Origin of the sequence: Niallia sp. XMNu-256, from assembly GCF_036670015.1 — a bacterium.
Taxonomy (GTDB): Bacteria; Bacillota; Bacilli; order Bacillales; family Cytobacillaceae; genus Bacillus_BD.
The window spans coordinates 2397392-2420974 of record NZ_CP137636.1 but is presented as its reverse complement, the minus strand read 5'-3'; the positions used below and the strand labels follow the sequence as shown (position 1 = coordinate 2420974).

The window sequence follows — 23583 nt, the reverse complement described above, 5'->3', positions numbered from 1 at the left end:
TAGTAAAGATAGCGACAAAGTTTTTTTGGACATGAACTATTACGTATTTGTTCTTTTAATCCCTCATTTCTAAAGTGTTAATATTGGTATTATGCTCAATTTTTAGATAAAAAGAAATACATTCTGCAAAATTAGTCAAAATGTTACAAATTTAACCTAGTGTTGAGTGTAATAAGTATATGCCTCAAAAGGTTTAATTCGTTGTTATTTTAGAAGAGATCGATTAAAATGATTACACTTTAAAAGCGTGAAAAATAGAAATGAACTAGATAGAAAAAAGGGGAAAATTTCATGAACTCCATGAAAAAATTATTACATTATATTAAACCATATACGTGGTTTGCTCTCTTAGGCCCATTACTTATGTGCATCGAAGTGGCAATGGATTTAATTCAGCCGACCATGATGCAGAGGATTATTGATACAGGGATTGTCAACGGAGATAACGCCTATGTCATTAAGTATGGTTTATTCATGCTCCTCTCAGCATTTATCGGTTTAATTGCAGGGGCAGGAAGTTCGATATATGCTTCAAAAGCCGCTGTTCATTTTTCTTCTGATATACGACAGGACCTTTTTAAAAAAATTACCCAGTTTTCCAGTCGTAATACAGATGCATTTGGGAATGGGAAACTCATCACGATTGTGACAAATGATATTTCAGCAATACAATCAGCATTAATTTTGACTTTAAGGGTTTTTGTACGTGGCCCACTCTTATTTATCGGATCGGTTATTATTGTATGGGTTACAGCTCGTGAGTTATTTCCAATCTTGCTCATTTCAATCCCGATTTTAGTATCGTTGATCTACTTTTTTTCTAAAAAAACGGGGGATTTATTTTCATTAGTGCAAAAAGCAATGGATGCGGTAAATACAAAGCTCCAGGAAACACTGTCAGGAATACGAGTCATTAAAGCATTTGATCGTCAGGACTATGAAATGAAGCAGTTTAAGAAGCTTAATCATCAGCTGACAAACCGAAATTTGTCTGCTGAACAGGTTATTTTTACACTAATGCCGATTATGATGTTTGTTGTAAATGTTGGTATTGTGGCAGGCCTTTGGATGGGGGCAATTAAAGTTAATGAAGGGACTCTTGGAGTCGGTGTAATATTAGCGTTTATCAATTATTTAAACATTATGATGAATGGACTCATTTCAAGCAGTCATGTTCTCATGCAAATTGCTCGAGCGTTTCCATCTGCAGGAAGGATTGTAGATATATTTGAAACAAAGCTTGATATTACTGAGTCTTTACAACCGAATGTCAGTGATATTCATGGGCATCTTGAATTTCAAGATGTAGATTTTAGTTATAGTAAAAATGGGGAATATGTTCTAAAAAAGATAAACTTTAAGGTGAAAGCGGGAGAAATGATTGGAATTATCGGTCCAACTGGTAGCGGGAAATCAACATTAATGAAATTGATCCCAAGACTTTATGATCCCGATTCTGGACAAATTTTGATTGATGGTAAGAATATGTAAGATTATTCTCTCCAACAGCTTCGCTCAAGAATCGGTTTTGTTCCACAAAAAGCAACTTTATTTTCAGGGAGTATCGAAGAAAATTTACGTTATGGCAAAGCTGATGCTTCAACAAGTGAATTACAACGAGCCTCAGAAGCGGCAACTGCACGTGAGTTTATCGATCGCTTAGAAGGTGGCTTCACTTATAAGCTTATGCAGGGGGCAACAAATTTATCTGGGGGGCAGAAACAAAGGTTATCAATGGCCCGTGCTTTTGTTAAAAACCCAAGTATTCTTATTCTTGATGATTCTACTTCTGCGATTGATGCGATTTCAGAGGCTTCTGTTCAAAAAGCGTTAAAAAGAACCAATTCAACAATCACAAAATTTATTATTTCATCTAAAACTTCCTCCATTATCGATTGTGATCAAATAATAGTTATGGAGGATGGTAAAATCGAGTCAATTGGTACGCATCAAGAATTGTTGCGAACGAGTCAATTATACCGGGAAATTTATTCGACCCAATCTGGAAGGAAGGTGTATTCAGATGAGTAAATCCTCCTCCAACATTATGAGTCGTGCTAGAGGACCAAGGATGGGCGGGCCGGTTGAAAAGGCAAAAGATCGAAAGGGAACATTGAAGAGAATTTGGCGCTACATGGAAAACCATAAGTCGGCCTTAATCGCCTCTGTTATATTTGTCATTATTTCTACTCTATTGGGACTTGTAGGACCTTATTTAATTGGAGTCATTATTGACAATTATATTATTCCGAAAGATTTACACGGGACGTTTCGTCTCGTTGTTGTTCTAGCTATTGTTTATACTGCAGTTGCTATATTTACATGGTTACAAACCTTTATGATGGTCCGAGTCTCTTTGCGAACGATTCAACATTTACGTCAAGACTTATTTGATAAATTTCAATCTCTATCATTACGATTTTTTGATAAGCATAGCCATGGTGATTTGATGAGTCGTGTTACAAATGATATTGATAGTCTTAACAGCGCGTTAAGTCAAAGTGTTGTAGGAATTTTATCAACCGTTTTAATGGCAACGGGAGTTTCAATTGCAATGTTCTCACTTAACTGGATTTTAGCAATTGTGGCACTGTTAATGATTCCTTTAATGGCATACACAACGAAAAAAATCATAAAGTATAGCAGCAGTTATTTTATTAAAAGGCAAAGAGACTTAGGGGAATTAAATGGTTTTGTAGAAGAGTCCATTTCTGGGAATGATGTCATTACACTTTTCGGAAAAGAAGAAGAAACTGTTCGGAAGTTCTCTGAAGTGAACGAAAGACTACGATATTCAGCGATGAGTGCAGATATGGTCTCTGGTTTTGTCGGACCAACGAATAACTTTATCAACAACTTAGGTCTAGGATTGGTGATTGGGACCGGTGCTGTCATGGTCGTTAAAGAGATGACAACAATTGGTGTGATTGCTGCGTTTGTAACTTACTCACGTCAATTTTTCCGGCCCATTAATCAACTATCCAGTCTTTTGAATATGTTCCAATCTGCAATAGCAGGTGCAGAACGTGTCTTTGAGGTCATGGATGAGACTCCTGATATTGTTGATAAAGCAAATGCGATTACAGTTGAGTCCTTTAGAGGAAATGTTGAGTTTACTTCTGTTTCCTTTGAGTATGAGATAAATAAACCAGTCTTGAAAAATATTAATTTTAAAGTGAAAGCCGGAGAGAAAATTGCTCTTGTTGGTCCAACAGGTTCAGGGAAAACAACCACTATCAATCTTTTATCAAGGTTTTATGATGTAACTAGTGGAGCGGTTAAAATTGACGGCATCAATATTACGGATTATAAAGTAAAGGATTTACGAAAGAAAATGGGAATTGTCCTGCAGGATACATTTTTATTTTCAGGAAATATTATGGAAAATATCCGTTATGGTCGACTTGATGCAACAGATGAAGAGGTAATTGAAGCTGCTAAGATGGCCTCGGCCCATCAATTTATCAAACATTTACCAAATGGATATGACACTCAGGTTACGTCAGGTGGAATGAACTTAAGTCAAGGTCAAAGACAGCTATTAGCTATTGCAAGAGTCATCCTTGCCGATTCGGATATCCTTATTTTAGATGAAGCTACATCAAGTATTGATACAAGAACGGAAATAGAAATTCAACGTGGTCTAAACCATTTAATGGAAGGACGGACTAGCTTTTTGATCGCTCATCGTCTTAAAACAATTGAAAATGCGGATCAAATTTTTGTAATCCATAGTGGGGAATTGATTGAAAAAGGAACACATGAAGAACTCTTAAGACAGAAGGGGTTTTATTATAGCATGTACGAAAGTCAGTTAAAACTTAGGGAAGATCCGCTTTTAAAGGAGTCTTATTAAAAAGTATTAATCTCATGAACAGTATTTCTGTCTGTTATTAATAATCGACAGGAATACTGTTTTTTTATTTAGGATTTGTTGCTAATTTATGAATAGTTTTATGAAATGTCCCTTTAGATCTAAGAAAAGCTTATAATATAGTAGAATAGTACTTTTTTATTTTACATAAGAGGGGGATTTTGATGTCATTTGAAGTAATGGGTTTTGAAATCAAGATTACTGGGAAACTGATTGTAAAAACAGTTTTATTTCTCATTATTGCCGTAGCTCTCTCCTTTTTAGCTTTCAGTGGTGGAAGATCGACTTTAACGACGACTGCTGAAGTTTGTACTGAAAATGCGATTGCAGCAGGTGTAGAACCGGTTGGCTGTGATGGACCGTAATAAAAAGCTTAACTAAGGAGGTTACCTTCAATAGTTAGTTTTTTATCAGGCTGAAAGGGTGGGGATGGCAGAAAACCAATGGGGGAGCTTCACTTTATTGTAGAGCTTATTGGCTAGATTGAGTGGTATTCTACTGGAATCAATCTAGCCAATTTTACATTTGATTATCTTTGATTATACTAGCTTTAATTGAAGTTTTTTTGAGTTTAATAAGTGTAATAAATTATTATCCTATTATATTTTTATTTACTAAATTAAGCGATGTCTTGATTCTCTTTTTTAAGATACTGGGATAAGGCACCGTTATATTTGTGTCGAGTAAAGCAGGGGTTAGGTATCCTTCCTTCGTTGTCACGAGGTAAAAATGAATAAAGGTATTGGTCTTTTTTAGCATAGTCACTTTTTTCAAAAACACCGGCTAATAAGTTTTCAAAATAGGGGAGACGTTTTTCAATAGAATCGATGGTACGGTCCTGAAGTTCAGGGATAGTTTTCTGAATATATATCGCTACCTCTAGTGTTACTTTATCAGTGGAATTGGCGTGCATTAACCTTTGACGATACAGTGGAATCGCTTTCATTAAATGAGTGTCCTCATATTTAGTCCAATAACTCGCCATGCATATACACCTCTTTTTTATAGTTAATATAATATTCGATAAACAACGATAACTTTCCTTCCATTTATCCTAAGAAACTGAATAATGTTTGTTACATTTAAACAGCGTTGTGATTTAAATATGTACGTTTTGTGAAATATCATGTATACTTAATTAGATAATTAAATTAAAAACTTTTATATATTTAGTTACCTAGCTAACTAAATATATATAGATATGTAACATTTTATTTATATTTTTTAAAAATATAGTTACCTAAGTAACTATTAAAGTTCGGAGGTTTCTAAATGGAACTATCTTTTTTCCATTATCAATTACAATTTTCAAGATCGTTTACGAAAAAATTGAATGAACAACTAAGAGAGGTAGGACTGTATCATTCACAATGGCTTATTGTTTATTATTTAAAACATTATGAGGCTTCTACACTTGTTGAGATTAGTCGATATTTGAATGTTGAAAAACCGACGATTTCACGCACGGTTGATCGATTAGAACAAAGTCAGCTCGTTGAAAGGATTTCTAGTAATGATAAACGGGAACGGAAAATTAAGCTTACAGTAAAAGGGAATGAGGTTTATCAAGAGGCAATAAAGGTTGTGGAGACATTTGAAGGAGAGTTGATCGAGGGAATTACCGAAACCGAGAGAGAGATGATTTTACGAGCATTCAAAACATTAAAGGATAAATTAGTGTAAAGGAGCACAAGTATGAACCAGAAACCAAAACTATGGACGAATGACTTTCTAATGGTTTCATTATCTAACTTTTTATTGTTTATTTCATTTTATATGTTAATGGTAACATTAGCGGTATATTCAATTGAAAAATTTGACGCTTCGCAAAGTATGGCAGGTTTGGCATCAAGTATATTTGTACTTGGAGCTGTGCTTGTTCGACCCATCGCAGGAAAAATGATTGGTCGAGTCGATAAGAAGAAATTATTATTGATTGGACTCAGTCTGTTTTTTGTTTTTATGTTATTGTACTTTCCAATCAATCATTTGTCCGTATTATTACTTGTTCGTTTTATTCATGGATTTGCCTTTGGTATCGGGACAACCGCAACTGGGACAATTGCAGCAGATATCATTCCATCCTCACGACGTGGTGAAGGAATGGGGTATTTTGCCACCAGTACGAACTTGGCAATGGCAGTTGGTCCTTTTATCGGATTATGGATTATACAACACTTTGATCATAAGGTGATATTTATTGTGACAACGATTCTATCTATTATTGCTATTGTTGCGACATTATTTTTAAAGGTAACTAAGTTAGAAGTTGTGAGTCACCCAATATCAGTTAAGAGCGGCTTTCGGTTAAGTGACTATTTTGAAAAAACGACGATGCCCATTGCGATTCTTGTAGCGATTTTTGGCTTTGTTTATTCAAGTATTTTATCGTTTATTAGCAGTTATGCGGAAGTAATTAATTTAGTAACTGCAGCGAGCTTTTTCTTTGTCATGTATGCAGCTTTTCTATTAATTTCTCGACCATTTACAGGGAAGTTATTTGATTTAAAAGGTGAAAATAAGGTGATCTATCCTTCTTTAATTCTATTTGCGGTTGGTTTATTTATTTTAAGTCAAGCCCAACATGGTATGAGTTTGTTAATTGCTGGTGCAATTATCGGGGTTGGTTTCGGTACATTTCAATCAAGTGCCCAGACGGTTGCTATAAACTTAGCACCGAGTCATCGGATTGGTTTAGCAACTTCAACCTACTTTGTTTTTTATGATTTTGGTATAGGGGTCGGTCCATTTATTCTCGGGTTTGTCTTACCGTTAACTGGATTTAGGGGCATGTATGTTTTAATGGCCGTGATTTCATTAGTAGGTGTTCTTATTTACTATTTCGTACATGGAAAGAAGGCAGCCGTTGTTCAAAAGGAACAACAACGAACAAACAACTTACAGACGGAATAATTTTTATATCAATCCATATCTTTATTAGGTTTAACGGGAAGAAAAAAATTACCGTACCTTTAAAGGTGGATGGGGTTCAACTGCCTTTATAGCTCTGAAATAATGAACACAATTAAGGACGCTATGCTGGTAACGTCTGCGTTACCAGCAAGCTGTGACCTAAAGCTAGTCATCAGGGAGGGACGAAAGCACCCCCCTTAAGAAAGTTAGTTTCACTTTTTTAAAAATAGGACGAACATCTGTATGAAAAACAGATGTTCGTCCTATTTTTATTACAGATAACAAATGTTCTGAAAAATAACTGTTAATTTATAAAGGAACGTTGTTCTTACCATATACATAGGATAAACTATCTTTGGGCGGGAGTGATAAAGTGAGAACTTGGGTAAAGTTTTTCATCTTGATGTATCTTTCCGTTTTGTTTTTTGGTAGTTTTTTTGCTGTTGGCGCTTTATCAACAGGTGCAATGGAGCGGGCTTTGCCGTTCATTTCAGATATTAAGATGTTTTTGTATTACTTTTTTGCTGGAGCGATCGGAGGCTCACTAAGACATCTGTATATGTTTTGTGTTCATTATATAAGAGATGAATTAACGAATTACCGGGTTTGGATCATGTACATTTTTTATCCGATCTTTGCAACTGGAACTGCGATTGCTGCAGTTACGATCATTGATAGTGGAATATTATCCATTCAATTCACTGAATATGAAAACACCCCATATGCTCCTATCAGTTTAGCTTTTTTTGTTGGATTTGGTTTTAATCGATTTGTGAATAAACTCAATGAAGTATCTAAAGATCTATTTAATACGGATAATCAAAAGTAATAGGGAGCAGGGTGCACGCACTGCTACATCAAATAGACTAAGGGGTACCAATAGGATGATCGAGATGGAAAAGGCAAAATTATTGGCTAAAAATATTAATGATTTTGTACAATATGTAAGGAATAGTTACCGTGAAAATAACAAATACCTATCCAATCCTGATAAATTGTTCCGATTAAAACTTATAGTTGAAGAATATAAGCTTTCTATTATAGCAGATGAACTTTTTAGAATTAATCGCTTTGAGTATGATCATAAATATACGAGCTTACTTGTACATGATTTTAAAATAGCGATCGATATTATTGGAGAATATATTGATCTTAATGAGCATGATCTATTTATTTTTTCTGCTAGACTTTATGTACTTAGATTAATTTTGAATTCGTATGAAGAGGAAATACAATTTCAAGGAAACTAACAGAAAGGGGGGTTCTCTAATTGACAGCGAGAACCCTTTTTTTATTTAAAATAAATTTGCTTCGCTAAATTTAAAGCTAGGGTATAATAACTCAGCCCAATAGAAGACCTTTAAAACTCTTCGTATATAGCTGGGTTTTGATTATTAATGCGGCCATCTGGACGAGTTAGTGTGTAAATTAGCTTCATCTCCGTCTCATCTAGGGAGAAATCGAAAATGGAAATATTCTCGAGTTGTCTAACAGCAGAAGCTGATTTAGGAATCGATATTGCCCCAAGTTGGTAGTGCCAACGTAAAATAACTTGAGAAATTGATTTCTTATGGCGTTTAGCAATCTGTCCAATTGTCTCATTTTGTAAAAGCTGGTTAGCTCGAGCTAATGGACTCCAAGACTGTGTAGTAATTCCATTTTCTTCATGCCATTTTCTTTGTTCGGCTTGATTAAAGAAGGGGTGCAGTTCAATTTGATTGACACTTGGAAGAACTCCTGTTTCCTTTTTAAGACGCTCGATATGTTCGGGTAGGAAGTTACAAACACCAATAGAACGGATGAGCCCCCATTTTTTTGCATCAATTAAAGCCTGCCATGCTTCTACATATGTATCTTGTCTTGGAAGGGGCCAGTGAATAAGATATAAATCAAAGTATTCGAGATTTGCCCGGTATAATGACTCTTGAATCGTGGTCACAGCTTTATCATAGGTTTGATAACGTCCAGGTAATTTAGAAGTAATTCTTAATTGTTCTCTTGGAATTGAAGCTCGTCGTATTGCTTCACCAACTGTTCCTTCATTTTCATAATTATAAGCTGAATCAATTAGACGATAACCCATATTAATGGCACTTAAAATGGACTGTACCCCCGCACTTCCTTTTAACAAATAGGTACCTAGACCAACAACAGGTAAAGTTAATCCATCATTTAACGTGATTTCAGGAATATGATTGCTCATAATTTCACTCCTTTCAAATAAGTTGATTTTATCATAATATAGAAAAAATTTCATTTTCTCTTAAGTATTTACTATTCATGTTTAAACATTGAGGTTTCAATGGTTGCAGAATAAAAGGGAATCTTACTTATAAAAAATTTATTCAATAGAGTGACTATTATCAAAAATATTTCAATTACAAAACTATTGTTAAATAACCATTCAGTAGACTATAATCAAATTGTCAGAAAGATTATAAAATTTAAAAAAACTTTTATTTCTATATAAAAGAAATTTTCGGAGGGGTGTATATAAAGTCAGAGCTATAGTTATGCTAATAATTTTCTCAATTTTCTAAAAACAAAGGGTGGGGGATGTAAAAAATGAAAAAGGTCAATCCAACAAAGGTGATTGGTGAGAGTAAGTTTAATAAGTTTCACTTGGTGCTATTCATATGGAGTTTTATGATTATTTTATTTGATGGTTATGATCTATCAGTATATGGGACAGCTCTTCCGCTAATTATGGAAGAATGGGGATTGGATTCAGTTGTAGCAGGTACGATGGGAAGTTATGGATTATTTGGAATGATGTTTGGAGCCATTATCTTTGGAATTCTAGCAGACCGGATTGGACGAAAGAAAGTTATTTTAATTAACGTACTATTATTTAGTCTATTTACTCTTTTATGTGGGTTTGCAGAATCTGCAACGGCCTTTTCCATTTATCGTTTCATCGCTGGTCTAGGACTAGGCGGAATCATGCCAAATATAGCTGCTTTAGTCATGGATTATGCGCCAAATTCTATGAAAATCAGATTGGTATCTTTAACACTTGTAAGTTTTGCGATTGGGGGAGCTCTAGCGCCAACGGTTGGAGTCATGATCATTGAAAGTGTTGGTTGGCAATCCGTTTTCTGGGTAGCAGGTCTTCCTCTTTTAGCGCTACCACTTATGATGAAACAACTCCCAGAGTCAACGAGCTATCTTATTCGGACAGGGAAGAAAGAACAATTATTTAAAACACTTGCTAAAGTGAACCCTGAATTTGAGTTTGACGCGGATGACGAAATCGAAGAAGTTAAGGTTACACAAACAAAAGCTCCTTTAGTAGGATTGTTTAAAGAGAATCGTGCTTTAAGTACAATTATGTTCTGGGTTGCCTTCTTCTGTGCTTTATTAATGGTATACGGGTTAAATACTTGGTTGCCTAAGTTAATGATTCAAGCTGGTTATGGTCTTAATTCTAGTTTAACGTTCTTAATTGCTCTTCAAGGTGGAGCTGTCATTGGAATTCTTGCCTTAAGTAATCTTTGTGAAAAATTCGGTTCTAAAAAGGTATTGGTTCCAACTTATATTGCTGGCACAATTGCATTAACATTACTTGGGTTTGGCGGAAATCAAATCGTGGTCTTTTTATTAGTGGCTATTGCTGGTGCTGCTACAACGGGTGCGCAAGTATTAATTCAAGCTTATGTTACGGGATTCTACCCTGCCGACATGAGATCAACAGGAATCGGAGTTGCCTCTGGTGTGGGGCGTTTAGGGGGAATGCTTGGGCCGATCATAGGTGGATTCTTACTAACTTTAACTCTTCCAAACTATGTAAACTTTATGGTGTTTGCGCTTGCTGGAATCATTGCAGCTATTTCATTATCATTAATTGGAGATAAATACTCCGCAAGACAAATGATTTCATCTAAAAATGGAAATGCAGCTTCAGCTAATGAGGTTGCCACATCAATTGAATAAGGTAAGGTTGATGTTCACAAGTAAATAATACAATATAAAGAGGGAGCGCTACTGTTTTAAATGATTAAAAATAAAACAGTAGTAGCTCCCTTTATTTTACTATTTCCAAGCTTCTAAAATCATTAACGAGGTTTTTGACACCTTTATAAAGGATGGCGCCATCAATACCTCCAATGAGAAATTTGAAACCCATCTCAAGATGCTGCTTCATCCCATCTTCCCATGTCATGATCCCAGGAATGACATGATGTTTTTTACATGCTTCGATGACCTTTTTACAGCTGTTTTGCACCTCTGGATGGTTTAACTGTCCTTGAAGACCCATTGAAGTGCTTAAATCATATGGACCGATAAATGCTATATCAATATATGGAACGGAAAGGATTTCCTCTATATTTTCTACCGCAGTATGATGCTCAATTTGTACAATAACTAAGGTTTCATCATTAGCTTGTGAATAGTAATCTTCAAATTCTTCAGCGTCTGCCCCAAAAAGTACCGCTCTGCCGGCTCCTGTACCACGAACACCGACTGGTGGGTATTTACAGAAGCTCACTGCTTGTTCTGCTTCTTCTTTTGTGTTAATCATCGGAATCATTACACCGGCAACCCCTGTGTCTAATCCTCTTTTGATTTGGGACATCTCGTGCCCGGATATTCGAATTAACGGAGTTGTTTTTGTTCCCCTAATGATTGAAACCATATTACCGGCTGTCTGTAAGTCCATTGATCCGTGTTCGGCGTCAATCATGATAAAATCTATACCCGTATGAGAAATGACCTCCGCATTATCCAGGCTATTAGTCATAATCCATGTTCCAAACACCGTTTGATTTTGAAGCAACTTTGTTTTTAATAAATTTTTTCGCATCGAAATCCCTCATTATTTTATTTTTATTTTTTAAAAAAGATGTGTAAGGTTAAAAGGAATTTTGAATTGACTAAATTATTTTAATAAAGTCATAATCCCTACTATATTTATAACATGATTCGGACTAAATGTCGAAAAGTTCTATTAATTGTTAATATAATAAAAAAACTAGGCATCTCATTTACGATAAAGGAGATGCTGAGCAAGTATGTTATCTTAGTCTAGCTTTTTCATTAAAATTTCACGATCATTTATCGGTTGAGTAGGTCGATGGTTATCTGGGAATATCTCTTGAAAGGTTTGAATTTGTGATTTCGACATTTCTATAGGGCTTTTAAACACAATCCATTGGACACCTTCTGTACAGGGAGGAGTTGTTAATGAGCCTTCATAATAAAAAAAGGTTTGATTTTTAGGCAATAATTGATTTAAGTGTAATGGACGAAGGCTTGTAATAGCTTCTTTCGATTTCCGCTTTGGTAGATCGTTCCAAATTTGATTTAAAGTTTGATGTACAGTACCTTCTTTGATCAAGATCCCAATCACGGCTATTTTTCCGCTTTTATCTTGGTGAACGAGATGCAACTCCATCTTTCCGTGTTGACCGTTTATGGTATGTTCACTAGGTGTATGAAAATGGAATTGTTGCAGAGTGTATTCATTTCCATTTAACACTAAGCGATTATTCTTTGTAGTTGGATTGGCTTGGATCGTAAAGCCGGTGTTAATGGTATTTACAATACTGGGACGGTATTGAATGGTTATATCTAAATCCATCGTTGAACTTGTTGACTTGTTTATTTTAGAAAGGTCAATGTTAACAGGAGATTGTTTGGCCCCTTTTGAACAGGATGCATAGTTTGGATTTATTTTTCCCCAGTATTCAGGTCCTGTGTTGCCTTCATAGGACCAATCGTTAGTGAAAATGTAATTAGAAGTTTCTGTATCAAAATATTCAGTAGCAGGCTGCTTGGATTTTTCGTATACGGCTAGTCCCGCAGAGGGCTGTAACAAACTATTAAATAAAAAAAAGCATGATGTGATCGTAAGAGATGAAATAAACTTTTTCATAACTTTTCCTCCAAAAGGCAGTTTGAAAAGTTCGGGGCATCCTGCATATTAAACAGGCTACCCAGAACTTTTGCTCTATAGGCATACTTAATCGTTTACTGTCCGTCAGCTCCATTTGAGGTTACTCTACGTGTATGATTGTCCTCAAAATTATTGGCCCTACTTTTATTCACTTTATCATTTAATAGTTTCTTTTGATCGACCTCTGGTGAAGGTGTAAACTTTTCCCTTGCCATTTTATCTGCCTCCTAAAAACTTTTTTCGTGATTCTTAGATAGTATTTCTCTTTTTAACAAAGGTTTAGAAGGTAGATTTTAGAAATTTACTTAACCTTTTAAAATGTAAAATAAAATATAGTATAATTAAAAAATGTATGAATAATTATGACTATTCTAATAAAGCGATTTAATTATTTTATAAGGGGAACTATATAAATGATTCAAAGTTTATTTTCAACCCTATTAGGGGTTATTGTACCGTTAGCTTTACCGGTTGTGGCAGGGGCACTTCTTAGTCGTTATAAACAATTAGAAATTAAGCCACTCTTAACGATTGTCCTATATTATTTAACACCAGCTCTAATCTTTGATACGTTAATGAATGCAGAAGTATCAAGTCAAGATGTTTATTTAACATTGGGATTTTCGATTTCAAATCTGATTTTGCTTTGGGCAGCAGCAAATATACTTGGAAGGCTTATGAAATTACCAGCTAATGATATTGCAGGGTTAACGCTTATTTCTGCATTTACAAATAGTGTCAATTATGGAATTCCATTGATTTTACTTGCATTTGGACAATTGGGACTCGATAAAGCCTCCGTTTATGTTGTGCTTCAAATGGTGATTGTTAATACAATTGGGGTATATTTTGCGGCACGTTCTCATTTTTCCATAAAGGGAGCGATTAAATCTGTATTTTCGTTACCTGCGATCTATGCGGCTATGATCGCTTTAATATTAAGGTCCCTAGATACTTCATTGCCAATTGGGATTGTCAGTGGTATTTCAATGATTGCTGATTCTTATTCGCCAATTGTCTTGGCAATTTTAGGAATACAAATGATGAATGTGAAAACAGATCAATTAGATAGAGGTTCACAAAAGGCCTTTTGGACAGGCATGGGGATGAGATTGCTCATTGCTCCTTTAGTTGCACTTGCTACACTATCGTTATTAAATATTAATGGCATTTTACACTCCGTTCTGTTCGTATTAGCATGTATGCCAGTTGCTGTAAATGCTGGAATTTTAGCTCAAAAATTTGATGCTTCAGTTAAAGTTGTAACGAAATGCATTCTTTGGACGACACTAATATCGTTTTTCTTATTGCCATTCATCATTGTATTAGTTCAATAAAAAAACATAGGTGCTAAGCACCTTCCAATTGGAAGTTACCTAGCACCTATGAATTCATAAATATTTTGGACAAGATCTTGAGATGACTCAGCTTCTACAATATTCCCATCGACAACCGCATATAATTTGCGGTCACATTTCCTGCACCTCTTTAAACATCCATATCCAATCACATCTAAATTAGAATCCTGTTCAAGAGTTTCCCTGGCTGGACGTGCCCCGTTTTCCAAATTGATTTCACAAAACCAAACCGTTGGATTTGTCACTATGAAACCCCTCCAATAATTAAATCGCTTACAAACGACGATGTTTATAAATGAACTAAAATAATAAGTTTTGCACAATGATTATATTTATAGTAAGGCATTAAATGAACTTTCACAATATTATCAGTTGATAATTATTTTTATTAAAACAAGAGTTTATCTAATATAAACTTAATATAAATTCAAAACAAAAAAGAAGTTGAATAGTAAATACTCAACTTCTTTCTAACCTAATTTGTGGATAATACAAGTCTTTTCGAATTTTTATTTTCAATTACGGCAACAAATAAAGGATCGAGAAAAAGTGGCAGACTGTTCCGCCTAATACAAAAACATGCCATACTGCGTGATGGTGTTTGAATAACTTCCATATATAAAATACGGCTCCGAAAGTATATAATAATCCACCAATAATCAAAAGAAGTAAGCTGATTGAAGGCAAGTTGGCGCTTAAATCATTCCATACAAAAACGATAAGCCAGCCCATTACAACATAAAGGAGGGTAGAGGTAAAAAGATATTTTTTGACGAAAAATGTTTTAAAAATGGTCCCTCCAATAGCAAGTCCCCATACGATCCCAAATAAAGTCCAGCCAGCTTTTCCTTGAATGGTCACTAATAAGTAAGGCGTGTATGAGCCTGCAATAAAGAAATAAATCGAGGAATGATCCATGATTTCAAAAAAATCTTTTGCTCGCCCAGGAGGTAATGAGTGTAAAAGGGTTGATGAAGTATATAACAGTAGCATGGTTACCCCAAACAAAGTGAAACTTATAACATGCCAGACGTTGCCATAAAGGGCAGCAAATACAATCAAAATTACTAATGCTGCAATGCTTAAGAGTACCCCAATACCGTGGGTAATCGAGTTGGATAGTTCTTCTTCTTTTGAAAACACATGTGTGTTTGCCAATAGATTCCCTTCTTTCTATCTAATAGTATATTCAAATTCAATTAAATACATAGTGTGGAGAATTGTTCTTATTATAGTCTCAACAAAAGACCTTTACTAGTGATGTTTGTAATATAAAATGACTGAATCAAAAAACGAATCATTGGACAGGTATTTTCATACAGATTAGTATATAACTATATGATTACGATAAATATTTAACATTACTTATCAAGAATGAAAGATAGATCTTCATTCGAACAGAACGAGGTTATGCCAATAAATGACTTTTTCAACAATCGTTTTTGCTGCTTTATTGATTTCTGTTTATTTACTTCTCTGTTTTTATATTGGTTACAATGGGTGGGTTTGGCTTCAATCCACACGTTTTAGAGGGAAAGGGAAGAAGTTCTATATCCTGTTCATTGCCTTTTTAGCGATATCCACTTTTTTAGGTCAGATGGCTCCATCGACGTTATTAACATGGCTAGGTGGGTATTGGATGGCTGTCGTTGGGTATAGTCTCATTTTATTACCCCTTGCTAATATGATCGTGTTTCTATTGAAGAAAAGAGGCATTTTTTGGGGAGGAATGAGTGTACTTTCATGTTTTGTCTTTATCTTTATAATAGGTTCGTATAATGCCTGGAACCCGGTAGTTCAAAACGTTGAAATATCTATAGCTCAACCGAATGAACAAACGAATAAAGTGAAGATTATGATGGCATCTGATCTTCATTTAGGTGAAATCGTCGGGAAATCTCATTTGGAAAAGTTAATTGATATTTCAGCAAAGGAAAACCCGGATATGATTGTAATTGCTGGTGATGTCATTGATGACGATATTGAACCTTTTCAAGAAGAAAAAATGAGGGATGTATTAGAAAAACTGCAGGCTCGATTGGGAGTTTATGCTGTTTCAGGAAACCATGATGTTTATGGGAAGGATCTAATAGAGTTAGAAAAGGAATTGGAGCAGGTTGGGATCCGATTTTTACGTGATGAAGCGGTTCTTATTAACGATTTACTCTATATAGTCGGGAGAAGGGACCTTGCGGAAGGGGAACGTAAAGCATATGACACTCTATTGACAGGTCTAGATCGTTCAAAACCAATTGTGACTGTTGATCATCAACCAACCGAAATGGATGAAGCGGAACAAGCAGGAGTGGATTTATTATTGTCAGGTCACACCCATAAAGGTCAACTAGCACCCGCAAATCTTATTACCAATATGATATTTGAAAATGATGGTGGGTATATGAAAAAGGAAACGTTGCACACATTGGTTTCTTCCGGATTTGGAACATGGGGTCCACCGCTAAGGATTGGTAGTCGTTCGGAAGTAGTTGTTATTCACTTTTATTTCTAATGAAGATGAGGGGGGAGTTTTAACGTGAAAGATCAATGTATTTATTCACTTCAATATGATCAATGGGCAAATTTAAAACTATTAGACCATATTGAACAGTTACCTGAGGATGTTTTTGATAAACCGATGAACAGCGTTTTTCCTACAATTGCCGAGACATTTTATCATATTTTTAGAGGGAAGCGCATTTGGTTTAAAAGATCATTGCCTCATTTAGTAATGGATGAGAGTATCACAGATTTTCATAATATTCCCCATGCAAAAGAAAGTTTTGTCAAATTACATAACATCCTAATTGAGGCTGTTCATGACCATTATGAAAATCTAGATGTCATTGTTTATCAGAGTCCAAAGGGAAATACTTTTCAAAATCAGTTTCACGAGATTATTTTTCATCTAGCTAATCATGGGACCTATCACCGGGGCAATATCGCAGCAATGATTAGAGAATGTGGATATAAGGGGACTTCAACAGATTATATTCAATTTTTGCGCGATACCGCAAAAAATAAGACATGAAAATAAGGACAGTTCAGTACTGTCCTTATTTAGCTATATTCACTTGTTCGGTCATTAATAATTTAGATGAAATCAAGCGTTTCCTTACTAGCATGCCGACCCAGGCAGCAATGAATGCTTTAATGAACCCAACAAGGATAAATGGAGTAAAACCACTTGCAAATGCCGCTGTCCAAGAAAGATCAGCGGATATTTTTAACCATGCTGTACCAAAAAACAGAGTAATAAACATTCCGAAAGAATTTGCGATAAGTGCATTTTTAAGATTAAATCCAAATTTCTCCATATATAACCCCATTAAGAATGTTTGTGGAACAAACCCCACCAAAAAACCGCCTGTTGGTCCAACCAATTTAGAAACTCCTGCTGAGAATTCGGCAAACACTGGGACCCCTGCGCAACCAATAAATAAATATAAAATAACAGAAAATGTTCCATTCCTAGCTCCTAAAATGGTTGCAGCTAGACCGATTGCTAGAGTTTGGCCTGTTATCGGTACGAGTGGAAGCGGGATCGTTACTTGAGCCAAAACTCCAATTATGGCAGCAAATAAGGCAATCATAATCATTGATCTTAATTTAACCTGTTCTTTACTCATCCTCTCACCTCTCCAAAAGGTTAACTAATTTTTCAAACAGTTTACAATTAATCATAAAGAGCACAAAGGAATATGTCAACGGTTATTTTTTTTAGTTTACATATAAAAATGTAAAGGATTAAATCCATATATTAATTTTGTAAGTGATGAATGTTAGAATAGAGGATATTACACTTATAATAGTGATGAACTTTTAAGGTGGTTTTTAAATGAAGCTATACAGGGACATATTCATCGCTTTTTTGCGATCAGGTTTATTAGGTTTTGGCGGTGGCCCCTCTGCCATTCCCCTCGTTCATAAGGAAGTGGTCGGGACGTATAAATGGATGGACGATGAACAATTTAGCAATATTTTGGCATTAGGTAATACTTTGCCAGGGCCGATTAATACGAAAATGGCAGGCTATATTGGCTATAGGGTTGGAGGTGTAAGAGGTCTCATTGTAGCATTAATTGCTTCGATCTTTCCAACTGTGCTTTTAATGTTAGCTTTACTCACTTCTTTTAATCAATTTAAAGATCAACCAAGTGTACAAGGGATGACCCATGCGGTTGTTCCCATTGTTGGGGTGATGATGGGGGTATTAACTTGGGGTTTTTTCAAAAGTGCAAAGAAAGGGTTAGGCTTTAAAAATGCCATCCTTCTTTTGGCAGGTAGTTTAATTGCCATCGTTTTCGTTCAAATACATCCAGGTATAGTGATAGGTGTGTTGCTAATTGGGGCGATTGTATGGCCAGTAAAGAAATCAGGGGTAAGTGAGAGCGAATGATCTACTTTCAATTATTTTTAGCGTTTTTAATTCCCGGCATTGTGGGCTATGGGGGAGGGCCAGCATCCATTCCATTAATCGAACATGAAGTGGTAAGACGCTATGGATGGATGACTACGAGTCAATTTAGTGAAGTATTGGCGTTAGGGAATAGCTTACCAGGGCCAATCGCAACCAAAATGGCAGGCTATATTGGATTTGAAGTGGGTGGGATCTGGGGATTACTAGTAGCGTTGTTTGCTACTGTGGCTCCATCATTAATTTTAATGATTGTCTTATTAAGTATTCTTTATCGATATAAAGATTCACCAAAAATTAAACGATTATCAAAAGTTGTTTTACCCGCTGTGGTAATATTAATGGGGACTCTGACCGTTGACTTTTTTTATGAATCCTATGAGTTAAACGGTTTTTGGGAAACAGTATTTATCGCAATATTAACTTATTTCTTATTGGAAAAATGGAAAGTACATCCCGCATTTGTCATTTTAGGTGGACTATTGTTTGGTGCGCTCTTCCTATAAATTAGTTAAATGATGATTTCAGAAGGCTAAACGAGAACTGAGATAACTGCCAGTAAAGCTCTGAAAGTTGAACGCAGACTAAATATACATATGGCAACATTTACGTGACCTAGAAGGTGTTGGCTAATGCTATTTCATCGATGGGGGTGAAAACCCCCTTCGATGGATAGTTTCAATTTATAGATTATGGTTGCCATTCACTCCATTAATTGAGTAACTAGTTGTAATTTCTGCATTTAAAGAATGTGAAACAGAACAGTATTTTTCTTTAGAGAGTTGAATCGCGCGCGCTATCTTCTCGCTAGGCAATTCCTCGCCTTCAAATGCGTAATGAATATGTATATGGGTAAACCGTTTTGGATGTTCTTCGGCGCGGTCACCTTTAACATTCATATTAAAGGAAGTAAACTCTAAGCGCATTTTCTTAAGTATTTGTACAATATCGATACCTGTACAGCCAGCGAGTCCATATAAAAGTAATTCTGTTGGTCTGGCACCGGAATTATTACCACCAACTTCTTCAGCTGCGTCCATCCTAATTTCTTGTCCTGAGATTGTAGTTCCTGAGAATGAAATATTTTCTGTCCATTTGATGTTTGCTTCCATTAAATCGACTCCCTTCATTGGTATTTTAGCAAAAACAACTGTAAAGTAAATTTAAATGATCTAAAATTAAATATTATCTTTTAACGTGAAATGTGACAAAAAGGACTTTACGTTTTCTATAAACCTGTTATAATCCATTTGTAAGTAGATAACACACACGTAAAGGTGGATTAATTAAACAATGGCGAAACAATGTAGGTATGTTGTCAATGCTGTCGGAAAAGGTGGAGAAACGTATTATACTCAATTTGATGATAAGCAAGAATTAACAAACTGGATAACAGACCGCCAAGAAAAGTTAGTCATGGAAGAATTAAAAATTATTGATAAGAACCGTTTCTCATTGAGTAAATGGTTGCGGTTTAAAATATGATTAGAAAGATTAATTATACGTAGAAAGGTGTCATTTTCGCATGAATCGTTAAGATTATTGTGGTTGATGACACCTTTATTCATACATAGAGTTATCCATAGAGACTTGAAAATATATGATTAGAAAGAAAGGTAATGACAGGATGATTAGAGAAGCAACAGTACAAGATATGGAAGAAATATTAGCTATATACAATGATGCAATTGTAAATACAACGGCGGTTTATGATTATAATCCCCATACAATAGAGGATTTAATGGCATGGTATCAGAAGAAAGTCGAAGGGAACTTTCCGGTATTGGTTTTTGAAGAAGACGGAAAATTAATTGGTTATGCTACTTATGGACCTTTTAGGGATTGGGCAGCGTATAAGTACAGTGCTGAACACTCTATTTATGTAAAAAGTGATGAAAAAGGAAAAGGGATTGGGACGATCCTATTAAAAGAAATTATACAAATGGCTAAGGATAGAGAATATAAGACGCTAATAGCTGGGATTGATGCAGCAAACGAGGTTAGTATCCATTTACATCAAAGGTTAGGATTTCGACATGCGGGTACTATTCATCATGCTGGGTATAAGTTTAATAGATGGCTCGATCTTGTTTTTTATCAATTAGAATTACCTGGTCCTAGAGAGCCAATTGAAAAATAACTAAAGTTGTTGAATGGTCATGCGCCTCTACTTTTTCGAGGCGCATTTTTTATATTTGTAAAAGTATTATAATAAAAGGAAGTGATGAAATGCTTTACAAAAATTAAGTATAATAAACCCGTTAAAGGGAAAGGGGGACATCGTGTTGGCAATTGTCCTTTTTGATGGTGATTGTCACTTTTGTGATTGGAGTGTGCAATTCATCATTCAACATGATCGGAACGGAACTTTTTATTTTGCACCATTGCAAAGTAGACTGGGAAAAGCTTTGTTAGAGAAGTATCAACTTCCCATAAGTGTGAATAGTATTGTCGTGATTGAGAATGATCAAGCCTTTATTAAGTCTTCCGCTGTATTAAGAATATGCCGTCACCTTAAAGGATTATGGAAAATATTTTACACTTTTAAAGTTATTCCAAAGTGGGTATTAGATCCTGTGTACGACTTTATTGCTCGGAATCGTTACAAATGGTTTGGTGAAAAAAATAAATGTAAGTTATACCCTGAACATATACGAAAGAGATTTCTAACAGATTGAACGGTCTTTATAATCAGCCGTTCTATTTTTTTTGCAAAAGGTAGAGATAAGTTTATATACAATTTCTTAATTATTATCATTTACATGTTGTAAATGATAATAATTAAGTTCAATATAAACAAATTTATACTCTACCTAAATTTAAGGAAAAAGGAATAAACATTGGAGACAAGCCGTTTTATTCTTAATGTTTTTTTATTCAATAAACAGAGTCATATATTTGTAACTAGAAAATATTTATTATATTGTAACCATTATAGATTACAAGTTAAGGATTCCTAAAGGGAAAGGATGGTAAAAATAATGGATCATAAAACACCGAACTCAAGTGATAGTAATTCTCAATCTCAACAATCAAATAAAGTGACAACTGCTTTCGGAGCTCCAGTTGGAAATGAAGATGATAGTAGAACAGCAGGTAAACGTGGCCCATTAGTAATGGAAGATGTTTGGTTTCTTGAAAAGATGGCTCATTTTGATCGGGAAGTAATTCCTGAAAGACGGATGCATGCAAAAGGTTCTGGTGCATATGGTACGTTTACCGTTACAAATGATATTACAAAATATACAAAAGCAAAATTATTCTCTGAGGTAGGGAAGAAAACCGAGATGTTTATCCGATTTTCAACCGTTGCTGGGGAACGCGGTGCGGCAGATGCAGAACGTGATATTCGTGGAGCAGCTATGAAGTTTTATACAGAAGAAGGGAACTGGGATTTAGTAGGGAATAATACGCCTGTTTTCTTCTTTAGAGATCCGAAGAGATTTCCGGATTTAAACCATGTTGTAAAACGTGACCCAAGAACCAACATGCATAATCCACAAGCGAACTGGGATTTCTGGACTTCACTACCAGAAGGTCTGCAACAAGTAACGATTACGATGAGTGACCGTGGAATTCCAGCAAGTTACCGTCATATGCATATGTTTGGCAGCCATACTTACAGCCTGATCAATGCTAATAATGAACGTGTATGGGTCAAGTTCCACTTTATTACACAGCAAGGGATTAAGAAATTAACCGATCAAGAAGCAACAGAACTGATTGGTCGTGACCGTGAAAGTCATCAAAGAGACCTATTCCAATCCATTGAAAATGGTGATTTCCCTAAATGGAAAATGCATATTCAAGTAATGACTGAAGAACAAGCAGCTAACCATCCTTACAATCCTTTTGACTTAACAAAAGTTTGGTATAAAAAAGATTTCCCTTTAATTGAAGTGGGAGAAGTGGAATTAAATCGCAATCCAGATAATTATTTTGCAGAAGTTGAGCAAGCGGCATTTGCTCCAACAAATCATGTACCTGGTATTGGCTTCTCACCCGACAGAATGTTGCAAGGTCGCTTATTTTCTTATAGTGATGCGCAGCGTTATCGTTTAGGTGTCAACTATTGGCAAATTCCAGTTAACTATCCTAAAGCGGTTAAAAATATCCATCCTTATCACCGTGATGGGGCGATGAGAATTTTGAATCCTTCTGAAGGAAGAGTATCATATTCTCCGAACAGCTACGGTGAATGGCAGGATTCAAAAGAACATCAAGAGCCCGCTTTAGAATTGACTGGTGGTACTGATTTCTATAACTTCCGTGATGATGATGATAACTATTATGAACAACCAGGTAAGCTTTATAGATTGATGACTGCTGATGAACAACAACGATTATTTGATAATACGGCACGTAACATGCAAGGCACCACAAAAGAGGTCCAATTAAGACATATTAATAACTGCTATAAAGCAGATCCTGCTTATGGTAAAGGTGTCGCAAAAGCACTTGGAATTGACTTAAATGATGTTACAGCAGATAAACAAAATCAGAATGAATAAAAAAACGAATAAATCTCCCTTGAATATTGATCAAGGGAGTTTTTTTAAGTTGTAAACAATTACCAGTTCTAGCTGGCTGACTATCGTCACCCAATCGTTGAATAATAATCTAATTTTAGGGAAAAATAAAACAATATGAACATTTTAGGAGGATGAAAAAAATGGCAGATTCTTTATATGAGAAGTTGGGTGGAGAAGCAGCAATTTCTAAAGTGGTTGATTATTTTTATGAATTAGTATTGAAAGATGACACGGTCAATCAATTTTTTAAAGATACAGATATGGAGCAGCAACGTAGACATCAAACGAAGTTTATTAGCTTTGCTTTAGGGGGCCCGAACCAATATAGCGGGAAATCGATGGCTAAAGCTCATGAAGGAATGAAGTTACAAGAAGTACATTTCCAAGCAATTGTTAATCATTTACATGACGCACTTGCACATTTTGGAATATCAGAAGGAGATATTGATACAGCCTTAACAAAAGTTGCTACGCTGAAAGAGGATATTTTAAATAAATAAATATATTATTGGTTAAGGCTGTTTTCGTATGTTTGTTGTTAAAATTTAAAGGCCAATAATAAAAAGGCTGAAATCCTTGTACAGGTTTTCAGCCTT

Annotated in this window: 26 protein-coding genes and 1 pseudogene; 18 read left to right on the top strand and 9 right to left on the bottom strand. The window is 35.3% G+C overall.

Features of this window, described 5'->3' with window-relative positions; translation table 11 throughout:
- Nucleotides 1–291: 291 nt before the first annotated feature.
- The 3 genes and pseudogenes from R4Z10_RS12370 to R4Z10_RS12360 all read left to right on the top strand — a co-directional run bounded on the left by R4Z10_RS12370 (nucleotide 292) and on the right by R4Z10_RS12360 (nucleotide 4239).
- A pseudogene (locus R4Z10_RS12370) lies at nucleotides 292–2031 on the top strand (ABC transporter ATP-binding protein).
- The gene (locus tag R4Z10_RS12365; protein ID WP_338469609.1) at nucleotides 2024–3856 is read left to right on the top strand and encodes an ABC transporter ATP-binding protein; all 1833 of its coding nucleotides are present in this window, start codon (nucleotides 2024–2026) and stop codon (nucleotides 3854–3856) included. The pseudogene R4Z10_RS12370 and the gene R4Z10_RS12365 overlap by 8 nt, the downstream one beginning before the upstream one ends.
- Nucleotides 3857–4038: 182 nt before the next feature.
- Nucleotides 4039–4239 carry a hypothetical protein gene (locus R4Z10_RS12360; RefSeq protein ID WP_338469608.1) on the top strand — a complete coding sequence of 67 codons (201 nt, stop codon included), beginning with the start codon at nucleotides 4039–4041 and terminating at the stop codon, nucleotides 4237–4239.
- A 254-nt stretch (nucleotides 4240–4493) separates the two neighbouring features.
- Here the strand turns inward: R4Z10_RS12360 and R4Z10_RS12355 are convergent, their stop codons facing one another.
- Nucleotides 4494–4859: a hypothetical protein gene (locus tag R4Z10_RS12355; protein WP_338469607.1), complete on the bottom strand. Its 366-nt coding sequence runs from the start codon at nucleotides 4857–4859 to the stop codon at nucleotides 4494–4496.
- Between the two features lie 287 nt (nucleotides 4860–5146).
- On the opposite strand from R4Z10_RS12355, the gene R4Z10_RS12350 reads away from it, so the two are divergent.
- From R4Z10_RS12350 to R4Z10_RS12335, 4 genes are all read left to right on the top strand, one after another.
- Nucleotides 5147–5557, top strand: a complete 411-nt coding sequence (locus R4Z10_RS12350) for a MarR family transcriptional regulator (RefSeq protein ID WP_338469606.1) — start codon at nucleotides 5147–5149, stop codon at nucleotides 5555–5557.
- A 12-nt stretch (nucleotides 5558–5569) separates the two neighbouring features.
- Entirely contained in the window at nucleotides 5570–6787 is a 1218-nt protein-coding gene (locus tag R4Z10_RS12345; RefSeq protein WP_338469605.1) for an MFS transporter, read from the top strand.
- Between the two features lie 373 nt (nucleotides 6788–7160).
- Nucleotides 7161–7616 carry a hypothetical protein gene (locus R4Z10_RS12340; protein ID WP_338469604.1) on the top strand — a complete coding sequence of 152 codons (456 nt, stop codon included), beginning with the start codon at nucleotides 7161–7163 and terminating at the stop codon, nucleotides 7614–7616.
- 64 nt (nucleotides 7617–7680) lie between these two features.
- A complete protein-coding gene (locus R4Z10_RS12335; protein ID WP_338469603.1) occupies nucleotides 7681–8037 on the top strand; it encodes a hypothetical protein in 357 nt (118 codons plus the stop codon).
- Nucleotides 8038–8147: 110 nt separating this feature from the next.
- On the opposite strand, the gene R4Z10_RS12330 is transcribed toward R4Z10_RS12335, so the two are convergent.
- On the bottom strand, nucleotides 8148–8990 hold the full coding sequence (locus tag R4Z10_RS12330) for an aldo/keto reductase (RefSeq protein WP_338469602.1): 843 nt from the start codon (nucleotides 8988–8990) through the stop codon (nucleotides 8148–8150).
- Between the two features lie 362 nt (nucleotides 8991–9352).
- Here R4Z10_RS12330 and R4Z10_RS12325 point away from each other — a divergent pair, with 362 nt between their 5' ends.
- Nucleotides 9353–10720, top strand: coding sequence for an MFS transporter (locus tag R4Z10_RS12325; protein ID WP_338469601.1), 1368 nt, complete (start codon nucleotides 9353–9355; stop codon nucleotides 10718–10720).
- A 91-nt stretch (nucleotides 10721–10811) separates the two neighbouring features.
- Here R4Z10_RS12325 and R4Z10_RS12320 read toward each other — a convergent pair whose 3' ends face one another.
- From R4Z10_RS12320 to R4Z10_RS12310, 3 genes are all read right to left on the bottom strand, one after another.
- Nucleotides 10812–11591 carry an aldolase/citrate lyase family protein gene (locus R4Z10_RS12320; protein WP_338469600.1) on the bottom strand — a complete coding sequence of 260 codons (780 nt, stop codon included), beginning with the start codon at nucleotides 11589–11591 and terminating at the stop codon, nucleotides 10812–10814.
- 216 nt (nucleotides 11592–11807) lie between these two features.
- Nucleotides 11808–12662 (bottom strand): carbonic anhydrase family protein, encoded by an 855-nt coding sequence (locus tag R4Z10_RS12315; RefSeq protein ID WP_338469599.1) that lies wholly within the window; start codon nucleotides 12660–12662, stop codon nucleotides 11808–11810.
- A 95-nt stretch (nucleotides 12663–12757) separates the two neighbouring features.
- Nucleotides 12758–12898: a hypothetical protein gene (locus tag R4Z10_RS12310; RefSeq protein ID WP_338469598.1), complete on the bottom strand. Its 141-nt coding sequence runs from the start codon at nucleotides 12896–12898 to the stop codon at nucleotides 12758–12760.
- Between the two features lie 198 nt (nucleotides 12899–13096).
- Here R4Z10_RS12310 and R4Z10_RS12305 point away from each other — a divergent pair, with 198 nt between their 5' ends.
- Nucleotides 13097–14020: an AEC family transporter gene (locus R4Z10_RS12305; protein ID WP_338469597.1), complete on the top strand. Its 924-nt coding sequence runs from the start codon at nucleotides 13097–13099 to the stop codon at nucleotides 14018–14020.
- Between the two features lie 35 nt (nucleotides 14021–14055).
- On the opposite strand, the gene R4Z10_RS12300 is transcribed toward R4Z10_RS12305, so the two are convergent.
- Entirely contained in the window at nucleotides 14056–14286 is a 231-nt protein-coding gene (locus R4Z10_RS12300; RefSeq protein WP_338469596.1) for a DUF1450 domain-containing protein, read from the bottom strand.
- A gap of 274 nt (nucleotides 14287–14560) precedes the next feature.
- A complete protein-coding gene (locus R4Z10_RS12295) occupies nucleotides 14561–15199 on the bottom strand; it encodes a hemolysin III family protein (protein WP_338469595.1) in 639 nt (212 codons plus the stop codon).
- A gap of 262 nt (nucleotides 15200–15461) precedes the next feature.
- On the opposite strand from R4Z10_RS12295, the gene R4Z10_RS12290 reads away from it, so the two are divergent.
- Together R4Z10_RS12290 and R4Z10_RS12285 are read left to right on the top strand one after the other, a co-directional pair.
- Nucleotides 15462–16550 (top strand): metallophosphoesterase, encoded by a 1089-nt coding sequence (locus tag R4Z10_RS12290; protein ID WP_338469594.1) that lies wholly within the window; start codon nucleotides 15462–15464, stop codon nucleotides 16548–16550.
- A 24-nt stretch (nucleotides 16551–16574) separates the two neighbouring features.
- Nucleotides 16575–17069 carry a DinB family protein gene (locus R4Z10_RS12285; RefSeq protein WP_338469593.1) on the top strand — a complete coding sequence of 165 codons (495 nt, stop codon included), beginning with the start codon at nucleotides 16575–16577 and terminating at the stop codon, nucleotides 17067–17069.
- A gap of 25 nt (nucleotides 17070–17094) precedes the next feature.
- On the opposite strand, the gene R4Z10_RS12280 is transcribed toward R4Z10_RS12285, so the two are convergent.
- A complete protein-coding gene (locus R4Z10_RS12280) occupies nucleotides 17095–17667 on the bottom strand; it encodes a biotin transporter BioY (protein ID WP_338469592.1) in 573 nt (190 codons plus the stop codon).
- Between the two features lie 209 nt (nucleotides 17668–17876).
- Here R4Z10_RS12280 and R4Z10_RS12275 point away from each other — a divergent pair, with 209 nt between their 5' ends.
- Nucleotides 17877–18437: a chromate transporter gene (locus R4Z10_RS12275; protein ID WP_338469591.1), complete on the top strand. Its 561-nt coding sequence runs from the start codon at nucleotides 17877–17879 to the stop codon at nucleotides 18435–18437.
- A complete protein-coding gene (locus R4Z10_RS12270) occupies nucleotides 18434–18961 on the top strand; it encodes a chromate transporter (protein ID WP_338469590.1) in 528 nt (175 codons plus the stop codon). The genes R4Z10_RS12275 and R4Z10_RS12270 overlap by 4 nt, the downstream gene beginning before the upstream one ends.
- Nucleotides 18962–19138: 177 nt before the next feature.
- On the opposite strand, the gene R4Z10_RS12265 is transcribed toward R4Z10_RS12270, so the two are convergent.
- Nucleotides 19139–19567, bottom strand: coding sequence for an OsmC family protein (locus R4Z10_RS12265; protein WP_338469589.1), 429 nt, complete (start codon nucleotides 19565–19567; stop codon nucleotides 19139–19141).
- 181 nt (nucleotides 19568–19748) lie between these two features.
- Between R4Z10_RS12265 and R4Z10_RS12260 the strand changes: the two genes are divergently transcribed.
- The 5 genes from R4Z10_RS12260 (at nucleotide 19749) to R4Z10_RS12240 (ending at nucleotide 23487) form a co-directional block, all read left to right on the top strand.
- Entirely contained in the window at nucleotides 19749–19940 is a 192-nt protein-coding gene (locus R4Z10_RS12260; RefSeq protein WP_338469588.1) for a hypothetical protein, read from the top strand.
- A 142-nt stretch (nucleotides 19941–20082) separates the two neighbouring features.
- On the top strand, nucleotides 20083–20595 hold the full coding sequence (locus R4Z10_RS12255) for an N-acetyltransferase family protein (protein WP_338473233.1): 513 nt from the start codon (nucleotides 20083–20085) through the stop codon (nucleotides 20593–20595).
- Nucleotides 20596–20737: 142 nt separating this feature from the next.
- Entirely contained in the window at nucleotides 20738–21133 is a 396-nt protein-coding gene (locus R4Z10_RS12250; RefSeq protein ID WP_338469587.1) for a DCC1-like thiol-disulfide oxidoreductase family protein, read from the top strand.
- 303 nt (nucleotides 21134–21436) lie between these two features.
- Nucleotides 21437–22966 (top strand): catalase, encoded by a 1530-nt coding sequence (locus R4Z10_RS12245; RefSeq protein ID WP_338469586.1) that lies wholly within the window; start codon nucleotides 21437–21439, stop codon nucleotides 22964–22966.
- Between the two features lie 161 nt (nucleotides 22967–23127).
- On the top strand, nucleotides 23128–23487 hold the full coding sequence (locus R4Z10_RS12240; protein ID WP_338469585.1) for a group 1 truncated hemoglobin: 360 nt from the start codon (nucleotides 23128–23130) through the stop codon (nucleotides 23485–23487).
- The last annotated feature ends 96 nt before the right edge of the window (nucleotides 23488–23583 follow it).

Excerpts from the sequence above, each read along its gene's own strand:
- R4Z10_RS12365 (WP_338469609.1), top strand. The coding sequence starts at position 2,024 with ATGAGTAAATCCTCCTCCAACATTATGAGTCGTGCTAGAGGACCAAGG.
- R4Z10_RS12360 (WP_338469608.1), top strand. The coding sequence starts at position 4,039 with ATGTCATTTGAAGTAATGGGTTTTGAAATCAAGATTACTGGGAAACTG.
- R4Z10_RS12355 (WP_338469607.1), bottom strand. The coding sequence starts at position 4,859 with ATGGCGAGTTATTGGACTAAATATGAGGACACTCATTTAATGAAAGCG.
- R4Z10_RS12350 (WP_338469606.1), top strand. The coding sequence starts at position 5,147 with ATGGAACTATCTTTTTTCCATTATCAATTACAATTTTCAAGATCGTTT.
- R4Z10_RS12345 (WP_338469605.1), top strand. The coding sequence starts at position 5,570 with ATGAACCAGAAACCAAAACTATGGACGAATGACTTTCTAATGGTTTCA.
- R4Z10_RS12335 (WP_338469603.1), top strand. The coding sequence starts at position 7,681 with ATGGAAAAGGCAAAATTATTGGCTAAAAATATTAATGATTTTGTACAA.
- R4Z10_RS12330 (WP_338469602.1), bottom strand. The coding sequence starts at position 8,990 with ATGAGCAATCATATTCCTGAAATCACGTTAAATGATGGATTAACTTTA.
- R4Z10_RS12325 (WP_338469601.1), top strand. The coding sequence starts at position 9,353 with ATGAAAAAGGTCAATCCAACAAAGGTGATTGGTGAGAGTAAGTTTAAT.
- R4Z10_RS12320 (WP_338469600.1), bottom strand. The coding sequence starts at position 11,591 with ATGCGAAAAAATTTATTAAAAACAAAGTTGCTTCAAAATCAAACGGTG.
- R4Z10_RS12315 (WP_338469599.1), bottom strand. The coding sequence starts at position 12,662 with ATGAAAAAGTTTATTTCATCTCTTACGATCACATCATGCTTTTTTTTA.
- R4Z10_RS12310 (WP_338469598.1), bottom strand. The coding sequence starts at position 12,898 with ATGGCAAGGGAAAAGTTTACACCTTCACCAGAGGTCGATCAAAAGAAA.
- R4Z10_RS12305 (WP_338469597.1), top strand. The coding sequence starts at position 13,097 with ATGATTCAAAGTTTATTTTCAACCCTATTAGGGGTTATTGTACCGTTA.
- R4Z10_RS12290 (WP_338469594.1), top strand. The coding sequence starts at position 15,462 with ATGACTTTTTCAACAATCGTTTTTGCTGCTTTATTGATTTCTGTTTAT.
- R4Z10_RS12280 (WP_338469592.1), bottom strand. The coding sequence starts at position 17,667 with ATGAGTAAAGAACAGGTTAAATTAAGATCAATGATTATGATTGCCTTA.
- R4Z10_RS12275 (WP_338469591.1), top strand. The coding sequence starts at position 17,877 with ATGAAGCTATACAGGGACATATTCATCGCTTTTTTGCGATCAGGTTTA.
- R4Z10_RS12270 (WP_338469590.1), top strand. The coding sequence starts at position 18,434 with ATGATCTACTTTCAATTATTTTTAGCGTTTTTAATTCCCGGCATTGTG.
- R4Z10_RS12265 (WP_338469589.1), bottom strand. The coding sequence starts at position 19,567 with ATGGAAGCAAACATCAAATGGACAGAAAATATTTCATTCTCAGGAACT.
- R4Z10_RS12260 (WP_338469588.1), top strand. The coding sequence starts at position 19,749 with ATGGCGAAACAATGTAGGTATGTTGTCAATGCTGTCGGAAAAGGTGGA.
- R4Z10_RS12255 (WP_338473233.1), top strand. The coding sequence starts at position 20,083 with ATGATTAGAGAAGCAACAGTACAAGATATGGAAGAAATATTAGCTATA.
- R4Z10_RS12245 (WP_338469586.1), top strand. The coding sequence starts at position 21,437 with ATGGATCATAAAACACCGAACTCAAGTGATAGTAATTCTCAATCTCAA.
- R4Z10_RS12240 (WP_338469585.1), top strand. The coding sequence starts at position 23,128 with ATGGCAGATTCTTTATATGAGAAGTTGGGTGGAGAAGCAGCAATTTCT.